The sequence below is a fragment of the Streptomyces sp. NPDC026515 genome (assembly GCF_055567595.1).
Window position 1 is genome coordinate 220,097 of the sequence record NZ_JBVHQD010000001.1, and the last position, 16,272, is coordinate 236,368.

General features: G+C 72.9%; 13 protein-coding genes. 10 read left to right on the plus strand and 3 right to left on the minus strand.

Annotation, left to right across the window (positions count from 1 at the left end; all coding sequences use genetic code 11):
* The gene (locus tag ACZ4O3_RS00955; protein ID WP_467720996.1) at positions 1–1,716 is read right to left on the minus strand and encodes a hypothetical protein; all 1,716 of its coding nucleotides are present in this window, start codon (positions 1,714–1,716) and stop codon (positions 1–3) included.
* Between the two features lie 291 nt (positions 1,717–2,007).
* Between ACZ4O3_RS00955 and ACZ4O3_RS00960 the strand changes: the two genes are divergently transcribed.
* From ACZ4O3_RS00960 to ACZ4O3_RS00995, 8 genes are all read left to right on the plus strand, one after another.
* Positions 2,008–2,397: a cell division protein SepF gene (locus tag ACZ4O3_RS00960; protein ID WP_362727836.1), complete on the plus strand. Its 390-nt coding sequence runs from the start codon at positions 2,008–2,010 to the stop codon at positions 2,395–2,397.
* A gap of 132 nt (positions 2,398–2,529) precedes the next feature.
* Positions 2,530–3,819 (plus strand): AAA family ATPase, encoded by a 1,290-nt coding sequence (locus ACZ4O3_RS00965; RefSeq protein ID WP_467720711.1) that lies wholly within the window; start codon positions 2,530–2,532, stop codon positions 3,817–3,819.
* Positions 3,816–4,148: a nucleotide pyrophosphohydrolase gene (locus tag ACZ4O3_RS00970; protein WP_362732106.1), complete on the plus strand. Its 333-nt coding sequence runs from the start codon at positions 3,816–3,818 to the stop codon at positions 4,146–4,148. Before ACZ4O3_RS00965 ends, ACZ4O3_RS00970 begins: the two co-directional genes overlap by 4 nt.
* A gap of 185 nt (positions 4,149–4,333) precedes the next feature.
* Positions 4,334–4,792, plus strand: a complete 459-nt coding sequence (locus ACZ4O3_RS00975) for a DUF6099 family protein (protein ID WP_384996931.1) — start codon at positions 4,334–4,336, stop codon at positions 4,790–4,792.
* 585 nt (positions 4,793–5,377) lie between these two features.
* The gene (locus ACZ4O3_RS00980; protein ID WP_362726495.1) at positions 5,378–6,301 is read left to right on the plus strand and encodes an LLM class F420-dependent oxidoreductase; all 924 of its coding nucleotides are present in this window, start codon (positions 5,378–5,380) and stop codon (positions 6,299–6,301) included.
* A gap of 99 nt (positions 6,302–6,400) precedes the next feature.
* Entirely contained in the window at positions 6,401–7,339 is a 939-nt protein-coding gene (locus ACZ4O3_RS00985; RefSeq protein WP_467720712.1) for a DUF4232 domain-containing protein, read from the plus strand.
* Positions 7,340–7,452: 113 nt separating this feature from the next.
* Entirely contained in the window at positions 7,453–8,928 is a 1,476-nt protein-coding gene (locus ACZ4O3_RS00990) for a 3' terminal RNA ribose 2'-O-methyltransferase Hen1 (RefSeq protein WP_362726490.1), read from the plus strand.
* Positions 8,925–11,468 carry a polynucleotide kinase-phosphatase gene (locus tag ACZ4O3_RS00995; RefSeq protein ID WP_467720713.1) on the plus strand — a complete coding sequence of 848 codons (2,544 nt, stop codon included), beginning with the start codon at positions 8,925–8,927 and terminating at the stop codon, positions 11,466–11,468. Before ACZ4O3_RS00990 ends, ACZ4O3_RS00995 begins: the two co-directional genes overlap by 4 nt.
* 19 nt (positions 11,469–11,487) lie before the next feature.
* On the opposite strand, the gene ACZ4O3_RS01000 is transcribed toward ACZ4O3_RS00995, so the two are convergent.
* Complete coding sequence (locus ACZ4O3_RS01000; protein ID WP_467720714.1) at positions 11,488–12,381, minus strand: NAD(+)/NADH kinase; 894 nt, start codon at positions 12,379–12,381, stop codon at positions 11,488–11,490.
* A gap of 235 nt (positions 12,382–12,616) precedes the next feature.
* Complete coding sequence (locus ACZ4O3_RS01005; protein WP_467720715.1) at positions 12,617–13,687, minus strand: SPFH domain-containing protein; 1,071 nt, start codon at positions 13,685–13,687, stop codon at positions 12,617–12,619.
* 128 nt (positions 13,688–13,815) lie between these two features.
* Here ACZ4O3_RS01005 and ACZ4O3_RS01010 point away from each other — a divergent pair, with 128 nt between their 5' ends.
* Both ACZ4O3_RS01010 and argF read left to right on the plus strand, forming a co-directional pair.
* Entirely contained in the window at positions 13,816–15,039 is a 1,224-nt protein-coding gene (locus ACZ4O3_RS01010; RefSeq protein ID WP_362725808.1) for an arginine deiminase, read from the plus strand.
* A gap of 99 nt (positions 15,040–15,138) precedes the next feature.
* Positions 15,139–16,146 (plus strand): ornithine carbamoyltransferase, encoded by a 1,008-nt coding sequence (argF, locus tag ACZ4O3_RS01015; protein ID WP_362725811.1) that lies wholly within the window; start codon positions 15,139–15,141, stop codon positions 16,144–16,146.
* Positions 16,147–16,272 lie beyond the last annotated feature (126 nt).

Genomic DNA, 16,272 nt, shown 5'->3' on the forward strand with positions numbered 1-16,272 from the left:
TCACGGGGGCGTCCCGCGCAGTGTGACGTACCGGCTGGACAGGGTCTGCGGGTCCGAGGTGAAGGCGCGCAGCCGGATCCGGGTCCCCGGCTTGGCGGGAATACCGAACCGGCCGTCGGGCGGCCGGAGTTCGACGCTCGCCGTGCCGTGCCCGGGGATCGTCGCCGGCCCCCGTACCAGCAGCCAGTACCGGCTCATGCCCTGCCCGGTGGTGAGCGTGTAGTGCGGGGTGAGCGGGGTGCCCCCCGTGTTCACCACCGTCAGCGTCATCGCCCGGACCACCGCGGCCGACCGCTCGGCCCGGCGCAGCGCGGTGACCTCCATCCGCAGCGGCGGCCTGCCGGACACCGCGAGGGCCGCGCTCACCAGCGCCGGGGTGAACAGCAGGGCGACCGCCACGACCCGGACGGACCGGCGGCGGGGCCCGGTCGGGAAGGCCGGCCGCGGCTGCCAGGCGCGCTCGAACTCCGGGAGGGGCGCGGTGACGGCGGCCGCCAGCCACAGCGGGGTCATCAGCAGGTAGTAGCCGTCCTGGGAGCGGGTCGCCACGAAGAAGGCGAGCCAGGGCAGCACGGTCGCGACCGGGCCGAGGCGCCGTACGAACAGCACGAACAGGGCGAGCAGGGCCGCCGCGAGCAGCATGCTGGCGTGCGAGTACCAGGCGATGCGGTCGCTGCCGTCGGTGAAGTACAGGGTGACGTCCACCAGGCCCTGGCCGTGCACCACGGCGCCCTGCGTCAGCGGCAGCGTGATCCCGGCCAGCCAGCGGCCGGGTCCGGACACGATGAAGTACGTGTTGATCAGCAGCCAGACCGTGACGGCGATGCCGACGATCCGCAGGACCACCAGGGCGGCGGCTCGGCCGCCCAGCTCCCCGCGCCGCACCGCGAAGATTCCGGCCAGCAGGAACGGCGTGACGAACCAGGGGAGTTGCTGCGCCGCGCACGCGGCACCCAGGCACCCGGCCCGGGCGATCCCGGCCGCGCCCAGCCGGCCGCCCGCACCGGTCCGCGGCCAGCGCACCGCCACCGGGATCAGCAGGGCCAGGCCGATGACCGCCGGGTAGCCGAGCCGGGCGTACGTCGACAGGAAGCCGAACCCGAGACAGGTCAGCGTCGCGGCCGACCGCCACGGCACCGGGAGCAGCCGCCACAGGGCGACCGTGCCGGCGATCAGCGCGCCCACGCACACCGCCGTCGCCGGTGCGCCGGAGTGGCCGAGCCACAGCAACGGGACGGTGAGCAGCGGGGCCAGCGGGGGATAGCCGTAGGTGTAGTCGTAGCCGCCGTCCATCGTCGGCGTCAGGGCGATGCCCGTGCCGTGGAACAGCCAGGGCCAGGGCTGCCCGTAGACGGCGTGGCCGGTGACGAGTTCCCGGGCGGCCTGGGTGGTGAGGGAGCCCTCGTCGCCGCCGTTGGGGTTCAGCGCCCAGGCGCACAGGGCGAGCGTCACGGCCGTGACCAGGACCAGCAGGTCGAGACGGGCCAGTGAGCGGGTCCCGCGCACGGTCAGGGCCAGTACCCCGGTCACCAGGATCGAGACGTAGCAGAGGGAGATCAGGGCCGCCAGGGCCAGGTGGTGGGTGGCCGCCTGCGTCCAGACCGACCGGGTGCCGATGAACAGGGCGATGTCGGCGAGGAGGGTCAGCACACGGTGCCAGGGGGCGGGGGCTCCGGGAACGCCGGGATCCAGGTGAGGCCCCGGGGCGGCGGACACCGCCGACTGTGTCCGCCGGCCGGGTGTCACCTGCTGTGTTTCTGCCAAGTGCACGCGTCGGACGCTAATCCCGGGCGGTGAACGGGGCGCCGCATGAGGAGAAGAGTCCGGTGTGAGGGCAGTAAGAAGCCCCCAATGCGCGGCAATTGCCCTAATGGTGACAAGAACGCTTGTTCCACGCATCGGTGTCCACCTCGCTCGCGCCTCGTGTCGCTGTTGGGCCGAACGGGTGACTTGGCGTAAGAATTGGCTGGTGCAGGCATCGAGTGTGAGTCAGGTCAGGGGGAGCCGGTGAGCCGTTACGACGTCACCGATGAACAGTGGGAGGGGCTCGCCCAGGTCGTGCCGCTGCGGGGCCGTGACGCCTGGCCGTCCTCGGTGGGCCACCGGTCGCTGCCGGACGCGGAGACCGAGACGCGGCGCCGTTTCGTGGTGCTGCGGGTGAACGTCTTCGCCGACGCCCGCGAGGTCGCCGAGACGCTGATGGCAGGGATACCGGTACTGCTCGACCTGACCGGTGCGGAGACGGAGACCGCCAAGCGCGTCCTCGACTTCAGCACGGGCGTCGTCTTCGGCCTCGCCAGCGGGATGCACCGGGTGGACCGCAACGTCTTCCTGCTCACCCCGCCGGGCACGGAGGTCAGCGGGCTGATGGAGGGCGCGGGGGTGTCGGGCGGCTGAACCGCCGGCCGGCGGGTGCGCGGCTCCTGCGGTGACTTCGGCCGAGGGGCGCGGGCGACGGCGTCCCCCGATCGTGGGAAGGTACCGGCGCCGGAACGGTTCACCGGGCACGCGGAGCCCTACGGTCCCCCTATGGCCGTGCCCTCCGCCTCGCCCGCTTCCCGCCCCGCTCCGACCGCCGAACCGCGCGAAACCGTGCCCCGCGCCCGGTCGGGCCGCCGTACCGCCCCACCGGCCGGAACCGCTGCGCCCACCGTCGCCTCCGCTCCGCCCGCCGCCGAAGCCGCCCCCGAAGCGGCCCCCCGGCTCGATCCCCGTCCCCGGGTCACCGAACTCCGGCTCTCCGCTTTCGCGCGCCATCGTGGGGCGCGGTTCCCGCTCGGACGCGTCACCCTCTTCGCCGGGCCCAGCGGCAGCGGGAAGTCCGCCGTGCTCGCGGCCTACGAGGCGCTGGCACGGCTCGCGGGCGGGTCCTCGGTCACGGAGGTGTTTCCCGACCCCGTCGCGCTGGTGCCGGAACGGGCGCGGCCCGACGCGCGGCGGCGGCGCGGGTTCCGGATCGGCTGTACGGCGGACGGCGCCCAGGGACCCGTACGGCTCGATGTCGCCGTGCAGGCCGAGCCCGAGCTCCGCATCGTCGGTGAGCGGCTGACCGCGGGCGGCGTCGTACTGCTGGAGACCGCCCTGCGTGACCCCGGCCGCCGGGCCGTACAGGCCGCCTGGCACACGGCGGGCAGCTCCCCGGTGACCCGGGCCCCGCTGCCCGACGACCGGCTCGGCACCGCGCTGCTGCCGCTGCGCGTCGCCGGGAAGACCGACGGCCAGCGTCAGGTCCTCGCCGCCGCCGAGCAGATGGTCGTCGCCCTGCGGTCCGTGTTCGCCTGTGATCCGCGCCCCGAGGGCATGCGCGCGCCCGTCCGCACCGGCTCGGGACGCCTGTTGCGCGGCTGCGGCAACCTCGCCGACGTCCTGTGGCGCACCCGCTCCGAGTGCGGCCGCCGGCACGCGCTGCTCGTGGACGCGGTGCGCACCGGCTGCGCCGGGCCCGTGACCGACCTGCTCGCCGAGCCGCTCGGCGACGGCACGGTACGGGCGCTGCTCGACCGAGGCGACGGCCACCGCTGCGAGCTGGCCCGGCTCGGCGACGGCGAGCTGCGCTACCTCGCCCTCGCCCTGGTCCTCTTCACCGGGCCGGGCGTCCTGGAGGTCGACGCGCCCGGTGAGGTCCCCGACGCCATGCGCGGCCTCACCGTCCTCGCCGACGGCTTCGACCGCTGTCTCGACCCCCGGCAGCGCACCGAGCTGCTGCGCACGGCCGTCCTGATCGGCGAACGCGGGCACATCCGCTTCGTCGGCGCGGTGAGCGACGCGCACCGGGCCGACGAAGCCGGGGCGATCACAGTGGTACACCTGGACGCGTGACCGACGAAGCACCCCTCGACGTGGCGAAGCTCCAGCGCAGACTGGCCGAGTTCGCCGCCGCCCGTGACTGGCAGCAGTACCACACGCCCAAGAACCTGGTGGCCGCACTCAGCGTGGAGGCCTCTGAACTGGTCGAGATCTTCCAGTGGTTGACCCCGGAGGAGTCCGCCCGCGTGATGGACGACCCCGACACCGCGCACAAGGTCACGGACGAGGTCGCCGACGTGCTGTCCTATCTGCTCCAGCTCTGCGAGGTCCTGGACGTCGACCCGCTGGCCGCGCTGGACGCGAAGATCGAGCGCAACGAGCAGCGGTTCCCGCCCGCCTGACGGAGCCGCCGCCCGGGAGTACGGAACTCCGGTATGACGCTCGGTAGTCAAGGCTCCGCCCGAATCCGAATTGTTGTCCACAGATTTCCCTCTTCCTCTGGCTGCACGTCTCGCGCACCCTCACTCTGGGTAGTGAACTACTGGCTGCTGTAGGGCAGTTCGGACCGACGGGGACGGGGCGGCGGATGGACGCGATGCGGCTCATCGTGGCGAGCAGACGGGCGCTGGCGAGCGGTGCGGGCGTACCCGAGATGATGACCGAGGTGTGGCAGGCCCAGGCCCTGGCGCAGGCGATCGGCAGCCGGCTGGCCGTCTCCGGCCCGCCAGAGCTGCGCGGCGAGGCCCTCGGCCTGACCGAGCTGGCGGGCCGGGGGTGCGGGATCCTGGGCGCCCCCGACCTTGACCCCGGCACCCTGCGCGCCGCCCAGCTCACCGAACTGGACGACGCCCGTGCCACGCTCCTCTGCCTCGGCGGCCTTCTCGCCGAGGTCGGCATCACGCTGGTCGGCATGGCCAGCGCGGCGGCCGACGAGGCGGCGTACTGGCAGTGCATGGAGGCGATCGACGCGGCCGACGAGTCCCGGGACCGCGTACTGGAGATGCTGCGCAAACTGGCCGCGAGGGAGGAAGTCCGCGACGGCTGAGACCCGAACCGACGGTCCGGCCGGTCGTCCCGGCCCCGGTGTCCGTAGCGGGCGTCGTCTCCCGTGGTGGTTCCAGGCCCCGGAACGGGACGCCGGCGGCGATCGCCGCCGAGGCGGACGCGGCTTCGGTGTGCGGGAACCGTCGTTCGCGTCGCGTCCGGCACCGGCTGGCGCAAGCCCCGTGGGGGCGTGATGCAGCTCCGCTCGCCGGGCAGGCCCAGGCGTTCGGCGGGACGCCGAAGCATTCCCGGCAGTCGGCGGCGGAGCCCGCTTCCTGCTGGAGGCCGGACAGATCCACGTTCAGCGCCGCCATGAGTTCCCCCGTCTGCTGGAGCAGCCCCTTCGGCCGGCCCAAGGGGTCAGCCTGCTGCGGAACGGACCCTTGGACGGCCTTCCCGGCCCCCGGCCCGCCGCCGTCGGCGGGCCGCGAACGGCGCGCGCCGGCGAGGACCGTCCGGCGCGGGCGCCGGTCACTGGCCCGCCCCGCGCGGGGGCCCCGCCGTCGTGATGTTCTCCCCGGCGGGGACATGCGCAACCACCGGTGCCGATGCGGTTGACGGGACTCCGGCGATGCAGGATGGACGCATGGACCTTCGCATCTTCACCGAGCCCCAGCAGGGCGCGAGCTACGACACCCTCCTCACCGTCGCCAAGGCGACCGAGGAACTCGGGTTCGACGCCTTCTTCCGCTCCGACCACTACCTGAAGATGGGCGACGCCGACGGCCTGCCCGGCCCGACCGACGCCTGGATCACCCTGGCCGGACTCGCCCGCGAGACCAAGCGGATCCGCCTCGGCACCCTCATGACCGCGGGCACCTTCCGGCTGCCCGGCGTCCTCGCCATCCAGGTCGCCCAGGTCGACCAGATGTCCGGGGGCCGGGTCGAACTCGGCCTCGGCGCTGGCTGGTTCGAGGAGGAGCACAAGGCGTACGGCATCCCCTTCCCGAAGGAGAAGTTCGGCCGCCTGGAGGAGCAGCTGGCGATCGTCACCGGTCTGTGGGGGACCGCACTCGGCGAGACCTTCGACTTCCACGGCACCTACTACGACCTCACCGACTCGCCCGCGCTGCCCAAGCCCGCCCAGGCGCGGATCCCGGTGCTGATCGGCGGCCAGGGCGCCACCCGTACCCCGAAGCTGACCGCCCGCTACGCCGACGAGTTCAACATGCCGTTCGCCTCGGTCGAGGACAGCGCGGCCCAGTTCGGCCGGGTGCGTGCCGCCGCCGAGGCGGCCGGCCGCAAGGACGGCGACCTGACGTACTCCAACGCCCTCGTGGTCTGTGTCGGCAAGGACGACCAGGAGGTCGCCCGCCGCGCCGCCGTGATCGGCCGTGAGGTCGACGAGCTGAAGGCGAACGGCCTGGCCGGCACCCCGGCCGAGGTCGTCGACAAGATCGGCCGCTACGCGGAGATCGGCGCGACGCGCTTCTACCTCCAGGTTCTCGACCTGTCCGATCTGGACCACCTGGAGCTGATCTCCGCCCAGGTCCAGCCGCAGCTGCCGTAACCGGCCCGGTCCGCGCATCCGGCCGGTTGTGACGTGGCTGTGACCGGAACTATGGCTTCCATCACAGGCGTTGGGGGTTCGTCCTGATGAGGTGGCCGGATGCGCAGACCTCACCCGCGTCTCCTCGCTCCCGCCGTCGCCCTGCTCCTGGCCACGGCCTGCGGCGCGGAGCACGCCGACACCGGCCGCGGCGCCGGCGCGACCGTGCCCGGACCCCGCACCACCGTCACCGACCCCCCGGTGGACGGCGTGCGGATCACCTCGGTCACCCTCCCCGCGGCCTCCCCGAGCCCGACCCCGTCCGGCATGCCGTTCCGGGTGCACGCCGACCCGCTGCCCGAGTCCGGCGACTCCGGCATCTCCGCCGCCTACCAGGTCAGCAACGACGGCGACGAAGCCATGACCTACACCGTGCTCTTCGACTTCACGACGGACACCGGCGCCGTCATGGACTCCCGGAAGGTGACCGTGCGCAGGGTCGAGCCGGGCCGCACCACCAGCGGCACCGTCGGCCTGGGTGCCCTCGCCCCCGGGGCCTCCCCGGTGACCCGGGTGAAGGTCGCCGAGGTCACCAAGGTCCCCGCCGACGAGGCGCCGGCCCGGACGGGCGCCTGTCCCCCCTCCGGCGTGCGGCTGTGGGCCGACGACGGGGACGCCGCGATGGGCCTGCGCGTCGTCGGACTCCACCTGGAGAACTGCGGAAAGCGGGACTACGCGCTGGACGGCTACCCGGAGCTGAGCCTCCTGGACGACGACCGCGAGCCCGTCGACGGCATACACGTCCTGCGCGGCGGCGCCGCCATCGCCACGGGAACCGGCTTCGACGGGCCGCCCGTCGCGCTCGTCCTCAAACCCGGTGAGACCGCCCTGTCCGGCCTGGTCTGGCGCAACACGACACTGGCGGGCACGCCGGTGAACGTGCCCTACGTCCGGGTCCTGGCGAAGCCGGGCGCCGCACCCGTGACGGTCACCCCGGGCCTGGACCTCGGGACCACGGGGAAGCTCGGCGTCGGCGCCTGGCGGCGGGCCGGCCGGTAGCCCCGGAAAAAATCCGGGGCCCCACGCGGTGACCCTCGGTACGTTGGAACCGCGCACAAGCGCACGACCAGCGCTTTCGCACAGATTCCTGACCCCTTTCGAGGCGACCCACCGTGTTCCTGACGATCACCACCACCGGCACCCCCGCACGTCCCGCGACCGACCTCGGGTTCCTGCTGCACAAGCACCCCGACAACGCGCAGACCTTCTCGACCTCCTACGGCATCGCGCACGTCTTCTACCCCGAGGCGGATGCCGAGCGCTGCACGGCGGCACTGCTCCTGGAGATCGACGCGGTGGCGCTGGTCCGGCGCGGCAAGGGCAAGGGGCACGGCGGGGCACCCGACGCGGCGCTCGCGCAGTACGTCAACGACCGCCCGTACGCCGCCTCCTCGCTCCTCGCCGTGGCGATCGGCAACGTCTTCTCCAGCGCGATGCGCGGCGTGTGCCGGGCCCGTCCCGAAGCCCCCGAGCGGCCAATGCCGTTGCGTATCGAGGTGCCCGCGCTGCCCGCACGCGGCGGCCCCGGTCTGGTCCGGCAGCTCTTCGAGCCGCTCGGCTGGACGGTGACCGCCGAACCGGTCGCCCTGGACACCTCGTTCCCGCAGTGGGGCGACTCGCGGTACGTCGGCCTCGTTCTGGAGGCGGAGTCGCTGACCCTCGCCGAGGCGCTGCGCCACCTCTACGTCCTGCTCCCCGTCCTCGACGACGCCAAGCACTACTGGGTGTCCGCCGAGGAGGTCGACAAGCTGCTGCGCGCCGGTGAGGGCTGGCTGCCCGGACACCCCGAGCAGAGGCTCATCACCACCCGCTACCTCTCCCGTCGCTGGTCGCTGACCCGGCAGGCGATGGAGCGGCTGGAACTGGTGCGGCTCGCCGAGACCGACGACAGCGAGGTCGAGGAGATCGACAACGCGGTCGAGGAGGAGACGGAGACGGAGGAGAAGCCGGCGCCGCTCGCGGTGCGGCGCCGGGAGGCGATCCTCGACGCGCTGCGCCGGTCCGGTGCCGCCCGGGTCCTCGACCTCGGCTGCGGGCAGGGCCAGTTGGTGCAGGCGCTGCTGAAGGACCCCGCGTTCACCGAGATCGTCGGCGTCGACGTGTCGGTGCGGGCCCTGACCGTCGCGGCGCGCCGGCTCAAGCTGGACCGCATGGGCGAGCGGCAGGCGTCCCGCGTCAAGCTCGTCCAGGGCTCGCTGGCCTACACCGACCGGCGGCTCAAGGGGTACGACGCCGCCGTGCTCAGCGAGGTGATCGAGCACCTCGACCTGCCCCGGCTGCCCGCCCTGGAGTACGCCGTGTTCGGCGCGGCCCGCCCGCGCACGGTCCTGGTGACCACGCCGAACGTGGAGTACAACGTCCGCTGGGAGACCCTCCCCGCCGGTCATGTCCGGCACGGCGACCACCGCTTCGAGTGGACCCGCGAGGAGTTCCGCACCTGGGCCGCCCGGGTCGCCGCACTCCACGGCTACGACGTCGAGTTCGTCCCCGTGGGGCCGGACGACCCCGAGGTCGGGCCGCCCACCCAGATGGCCGTCTTCCAGACGAACACCACCACTCCCACCGCGAAGGAGGCGAAGGCAGCATGACCGAGCAGACCGCAGGACGGGTCCTGCCCGTCACCGACCTCTCGCTGGTCGTCCTCGTCGGCGCCTCCGGCTCCGGCAAGTCCACCTTCGCGCGCCGCCACTTCAAGCCGACCGAGGTGATCTCCTCCGACTTCTGCCGGGGACTGGTCAGCGACGACGAGAACGACCAGGGCGCCACGAAGGACGCCTTCGACGTGCTGCACTACATCGCCGGCAAGCGGCTGGCGGCCGGCCGCCGCACGGTCGTCGACGCCACCAGCGTGCAGCAGGAGTCCCGGCGTCAGCTGATCGACCTGGCCAGGCAGTACGACGTGCTGCCCATCGCCATCGTCCTGGACGTCCCCGAGGAGGTGTGCGCCGAGCGCAAAGCGGCCCGCGCCGACCGCGCCGACATGCCCCGCCGGGTCGTCCAGCGCCACATCCGCGAACTCCGGCGCTCCCTCAGGCACCTGGAGCGTGAGGGCTTCCGCAAGGTGCACGTCCTGCGCGGGGCCGAGGAGGCGGAGTCGGCCACCGTCGTCACCGAGAAGCGCTTCAACGACCTGACCCACCTCACCGGCCCCTTCGACATCGTCGGCGACGTCCACGGGTGCGCCTCGGAACTGGAGGCCCTGCTCGGCAAGCTGGGCTACGCCGACGGGGTGCACCCGAAGGGCCGCACCGCCGTGTTCGTCGGCGACCTCGTCGACCGCGGCCCGGACAGCCCCGGCGTGCTGCGCCGGGTGATGTCGATGGTGAAGTCGGGCAACGCCCTGTGCGTGCCCGGCAACCACGAGAACAAGTACGGGCGCTATCTCAAGGGCCGCAAGGTCCAGCACACCCATGGACTCGCCGAGACCATCGAGCAGATGGACGGCGAGAGCGAGGAGTTCACCCGGCAGGTGAGGGAGTTCATCGACGGACTCGTCAGCCACTACGTCCTCGACGGCGGGAAGCTGGTCGTCTGCCACGCCGGGCTGCCCGAGAAGTACCACGGCCGCACCTCCGGCCGGGTCCGCTCGCACGCGCTGTACGGCGAGACCACCGGCGAGACCGACGAGTTCGGCCTGCCCGTGCGCTACCCGTGGGCCGAGGACTACCGGGGCCGTGCGGCCGTCGTCTACGGCCACACCCCGGTCCCGGAGGCGAGCTGGCTGAACAACACCATCTGCCTGGACACCGGAGCGGTGTTCGGCGGCAAGCTCACCGCGCTGCGCTGGCCGGAACGGGAACTGGTCGACGTACCCGCCGAGCGGGTCTGGTACGAGCCGGCCCGGCCGCTGCGCACCGAGGCACCCGGCGGCCACGACGGGCGCCCGCTCGACCTGGCGGACGTGCACGGCCGGCGGGTCGTGGAGACCCGGCACCAGGGCCGGATCGCGGTCCGCGAGGAGAACGCGGCGGCCGCTCTGGAGGTGATGAGCCGCTTCGCGGTCGACCCGCGCCTGCTGCCGTACCTGCCGCCGACGATGGCGCCGACGCCGACCTCGCACGTCGAGGGCTACCTGGAGCACCCGGCCCAGGCCTTCGACCAGTACGCGCAGGACGGGGTCGCCCGCGTCGTCTGCGAGGAGAAGCACATGGGTTCGCGGGCGGTGGCCCTGGTGTGCCGGGACACGGAGGCGGCGCACCGGCGCTTCGGTGTCGCGCCCGGCCCCACCGGCTCCCTCTACACCCGCACCGGGCGTCCGTTCTTCGACGACGGGTCGGTCACGGAGGAGATCCTCGGCCGGATCCGCGCCGCAGCCGACGCGGCCGGACTCTGGGACGAACTCGGCACCGACTGGCTCCTGCTCGACGCCGAACTGCTGCCCTGGTCGCTCAAGGCCGGCGGTCTGCTGCGCACCCAGTACGCGGCCGTGGGCGCCGCCTCCGGCGCGGTGTTCCCGGGGGCGCTGGCCGCCCTGGAGCGTGCGGCGGAGCGCGGCGTGGACATCTCCGGGCTGCTCACCCGGCAGCGTGACCGCGCCGTTGACGCGGCCGCGTTCACCGACGCCTACCGCCAGTACTGCTGGACCACCGAGGGCCTGGAGGGGGTGCACCTCGCCCCGTTCCAGATCCTCGCGGTGCAGGGCCGCAGCCTCGCCACGCTCCCGCACGACGAACAGCTCGCCCTCCTGGACCGGCTGGTGGAGAACGATCCGACGGGCCTGCTCCGGACCACCCGGCGCCGGTACGTGGACACCGGGGACCCGGAGTCGGTGCGGGCCGGTGTGGACTGGTGGCTGGAGATGACCGGCCGGGGCGGCGAGGGCATGGTCGTCAAGCCGCTCGGCGCGATGGCACGCGACCCGAAGGGCCGGCTGGTCCAGCCCGGCATCAAGTGCCGGGGCCGCGAGTACCTGCGGATCATCTACGGTCCCGAGTACACCCGCCCCGACAACCTGACCCGCCTGCGGAACCGGTTCCTCAACCACAAGCGATCCCTGGCGATCCGCGAGTACGCGCTGGGCCTGGAGGCACTGGACCGCCTCGCGGACGGCGAGCCGCTGTGGCGGATCCACGAGGCGGTGTTCGGGGTGCTGGCGCTGGAGTCGGAGCCGGTCGACCCCCGGCTGTGAGGCCTGCCCGGCGCCCGGTTCAGCCGAGCAGCCGGAGCCGGTGGGCGCAGGCCCCGACCCGGACCGTCTGCCCCCAGGTCAGCTCCAGGGCGTCGGTCTCGATGCCGTCGCCGAAGGCGATCAGACGGTCCGACTCGACCGTGAGCGTCAGGGACGCCGAGGCGGTCAGCTCGCCTGCTACCAGGGAGGTCCCGGTCACCGGCGAGGGCCAGGCCTCCCGGACGAACCACAGCAGGCGGTCCTCGGTGGGGGAGGGCAGCGACAGCCGGGCGCCGCGCTCCTGCCACAGGGAGCGCAGCCAGCCGGTGGCACCCGTGCCGGTGCCCACCAGCACCCCGGAGGAGGCCTGGGCCTCGACGACACCCCCGTCGTTCTCGAGGCCCAGGCGGTATCGGGCGGTCTGATGACCGGCGGTTCCCAGATAGATCTCGTTGAGCGCCACGAGCCGCTGGGTGTCGTCGGCCACGGCCTCGACCATCGTCAGCTCGTCGGCGCCGGTGGCCTCGAACGAGGCCAGGAGCGTCGCCGTGTGCTCCGGCCGGTGCCGTACCAGCACGCCGGGGTTGCGGCCGGGGTCGGTGTCGATGCCGATCACCGGCTGGCCGTCCAGGTACTTGGCCACGTTCGCCACCAGCCCGTCCTGGCCGACCACCAGGACCACGTCCTCGGGTCCGAACAGGAAACGGTCCAGGTCGGTCCGCTCGACCCGGGCCTGACGCCAGGCCAGCGGAATCGCCGCGGTCACCTCAGCCAGTGCCCGCCCGGTCCGGCGGTGCCGCTCGGCGACCTCCTCGATGTCCCGCCCCCGGGTGGAGAGGAAGAAGGCGGCCTGCCCGTGGGTGCCGTGGTGGGCCACCAACCCCTCGTACTCCGTGGTCCGGTGCACGAGAACCACCCGGGGCGCGAGGCTCACGACACCGCCTCCGTCGGCCGGCCGGCGGAACTCGCCGGGCCGCCCGCCCCCGACTCCACGACCCACCGGCCGGCCACGCCTTCCACGGCGGCCCGGTGCCCCGCCGCTTCCTCGGACCCCCGGCGGCCTGTGTCGCCGGGGCCGCTCCCGGTGGGCCGGTGCGCCGCAGGGTTCGTGGGCCGCCGGGGCGGCGTGCCTGCCGGGGCCGCCCCGGTCGCGGGCCGCTGGGGCGTGGTCACGACCCCTCCGGCGAGCCCAGCTTGGCCAGCAGTCCGGTCAGCACGTCCGGCGAGACCGTCACGCTGTCGATGCGCGGCAGGTTCTCGGCGAGCCGCGTGCCGGTGAGGGCGTGCAGTGTGGCCACGTCCACCTCGCCGTGCACCCGCAGCCAGGCCGCCTGGGCCGCGGCCCGGGCCTCGCCGGTCTCCCGGACGCCCGCCGCCTCGGCCCGCGCGAGCGTGACGGCCCGGGCCGCCTCCGCCTCGCCCAGCTTCACCGTGCGGGCCGCCTCGGCCTCCGCCAGCCTCACCGACCGCGCGGCCTCCGCCTCCGCGCGCACCGCGTCGGCCGCCGCGTGCTCCTCCGCCTCGCGCCGCGCGTTGGTGCCCCGCTGCTCGACCAACTGCTCCTCGCGGCGGGCGAGTTCGATCTGGCTGGCCAGCTCGTTCTCGGCGATCGCCCGCTCCCGCTCGACGGCCACCGCCCGTCGCTCGTAGGTGGCGCGGTCGGCCTCCTGCTGGATCTGCTCGCGGGCCGGGGTGCGCAGGGCCCGCTCCACCTCCGGTTCGGGCCGCAGGGCCATCACCCGCACGGCCACCACCTCGATCCCGGTGGCCGGCAGCCGGGGCTCCGTGCCGAGGCCGTCGGCGATCCGCTCCCGGACCGCCGCCACCCCGTCGGCCAGCGCAGCCGCCAGCGGGGTCCGGGCCAGCACGGCCAGCGCGTGCTGCTGGGCCGTCTCGGTGAGCAGGGTGCCCAGCTGTTCCAGCGGGGTGCCGCGCCAGGCTCCGGTGCCGGGGTCGATCGAGAAGTCGAGGCGGGCGGCGGCCAGCGCCGGGTCGCCGATGCGGTAGGTGACCGTCGCCTGCACCGCCACGTCCTGGAAGTCCGCCGTACGGGCGTGGAAGGTCATCGCCAGTTCGCGGTCGTCGACCGGTATCTCGGAGATCGCCGCGGTCAGCGCACGGAACCAGAAGCTGATGCCGGTGCCGTCGTGCAGCAGCTTTCCGTCCCGGTGATGTCTGATGTGCGCCGTCGGGGTCCCGCGCAGGTGGCGCCGCCCCAGCCGCCGGGTGATGTCGGCCATGAAGTCCCCCTCGTGATTTAGAGTCAATATGACAATAATCGTGCCCGGCGCGTTTGTCGTCAAGAGGACGACAACAAGATTCGGTTGACCTGAGGGTGAACCCGGTCCGCGATGGTCAGGATGGAGTCATGGGATTCCATGTCGACTCCGAAGCCGGGCGGCTGCGCCGCGTCATCCTGCACCGGCCGGATCTGGAGCTCAAAAGGCTCACCCCCAGCAACAAGGACGCCCTTCTCTTCGACGACCTCCTGTGGGTGCGCCGGGCCAGGGCCGAACACGACGGCTTCGCGGACGTGCTCCGGGACCGCGGGGTCGCCGTCCACCTCTTCGGCGACCTGCTCACCGAGACGCTGGCGATCCCGGCGGCTCGCACCCTGGTCCTGGACCGGGTCTTCGACGAGAAGGAGTACGGCCCGCTCGCCACCGACCACCTGCGCGCGGCCTTCGAGAACCTGCCCGCGCCCCAGCTGGCCGAGGCGCTGGTCGGCGGCATGACCAAGCGGGAGTTCCTGGCCGGGCACGCCGAGCCCACCTCGGTCCGCTTCCACGTCATGGACCTCGACGACTTCCTCCTCCAGCCGCTCCCCAACCACCTCTTCACCCGGGACACCTCCGCCTGGGTCTACGACGGCGTCTCCATCAACGCCATGCGCTGGCCGGCCCGGCAGCGCGAGACGGTGCACTTCGAGGCGATCTACCGGCACCACCCGCTCTTCCGTGGCGAAACGTTCCGCGTCTGGTCGGAGGGGCAGGCCGCCTACCCCTCGACCATCGAGGGCGGCGACGTCCTGGTGATCGGCGGCGGCGCGGTCCTGATCGGGATGAGTGAGCGCACCACCCCACAGGCCGTGGAGATGCTCGCGCACAAACTGTTCGCGGCGGGCTCCGCGCGGACGATCGTGGCCCTGGACATGCCGAAGCGGCGCGCCTTCATGCACCTCGACACCGTGATGACGATGGTCGACGGCGACACCTTCACCCAGTACGCCGGGCTCGGCATGCTCCGCTCGTACACCATCGAACCGGGAAGCGGGGAGAAGGAGCTCAAGGTCACCGACCATCCGCCGGAGCACATGCACCGTGCGATCGCCGCCGCCCTCGGCCTCAGCGAGATCCGGGTCCTGACCGCCACCCAGGACGTGCACGCGGCCGAGCGGGAGCAGTGGGACGACGGCTGCAACGTCCTCGCCGTCGAACCCGGTGTGGTCGTCGCCTACGAACGCAACTCCACCACCAACACCCACCTGCGCAAGCAGGGCATCGAGGTGATCGAGATCCCGGGCAGCGAGCTGGGCCGGGGGCGGGGCGGTCCGCGCTGCATGAGCTGCCCGGTGGAGCGAGACCCCGTATGAGACCTCGTACGAGACCCGTGGGGACCCTGTATAGAAATGTGAAACATCGTATAGACTTCCAAAAGTCACCGCGTCGACCCCTACTGCTGGAGCGCCCCCATGGCGACAGTCCCGACCGCCCTCGCCGGCCGCCACTTCCTCAAGGAGCTGGACTTCACCGAGGAGGAGTTCCGCGGGCTGGTCGCGCTGGCCGCCGAGCTGAAGGCGGCCAAGAAGGCCGGGACCGAGACGCGGTACCTGCGCGGCAGGAACATCGCGCTGGTCTTCGAGAAGACCTCCACCCGCACCCGCTGTGCCTTCGAGGTCGCCGCGGCCGACCAGGGCGCCGTCACCACCTACCTCGACCCCTCGGGCTCGCAGATCGGGCACAAGGAGTCGGTGAAGGACACCGCCCGGGTGCTGGGCCGGATGTTCGACGCGATCGAGTACCGGGGGCACGGACAGGGCGTCGTGGAGGAACTGGCCGCCTTCGCCGGGGTACCGGTCTACAACGGCCTCACCGACGAGTGGCACCCCACCCAGATGCTCGCCGACGTGCTCACCATGACCGAGCACTGCGACAAGCCGCTCAGCAACATGGCCTTCGCCTACCTCGGCGACGCCCGCTACAACATGGGCAACTCCTACCTCGTCACCGGCGCCCTGCTCGGCATGGACGTGCGGATCGTGGCCCCCCGGCTGCTGTGGCCGGACGGCACCATCGTCGAGCTGGCCGAGCGGCTCGCCGAGGCGTCCGGCGCCCGGCTGACGCTCACCGACGACGTGAAGGAGGGCGTGCGGGGCGCCGACTTCATCGCCACCGACGTATGGGTGTCGATGGGTGAGCCCAAGGAGGTCTGGGACGAGCGGATCGCGCTGCTCGGCCCCTACGCCGTGACCATGGACGTGCTGCGCGCCAGCGGCAACCCCGACGTCAAGTTCCTGCACTGCCTCCCGGCCTTCCACGACCTGGGCACCGACGTCGGCCGGGAGATCTACGAGCGCCACGGACTGACCGAGCTGGAGGTCAGCGACGAGGTGTTCGAGTCCGAGCACTCGGTCGTCTTCGACGAGGCGGAGAACCGGATGCACACCATCAAGGCGGTGCTGGTGGCCACGCTCGGCTGACCGCCGCCGTATCGCGCAGGCCTCCACCAGGCCTTATTCTGTCCGGCGGCCCGGCGCCACCCCTGCCGCGGCCGCCCCGGCGACCGACCCGGATCGCACCCGCACCACCAGAAACGAGCACCACCC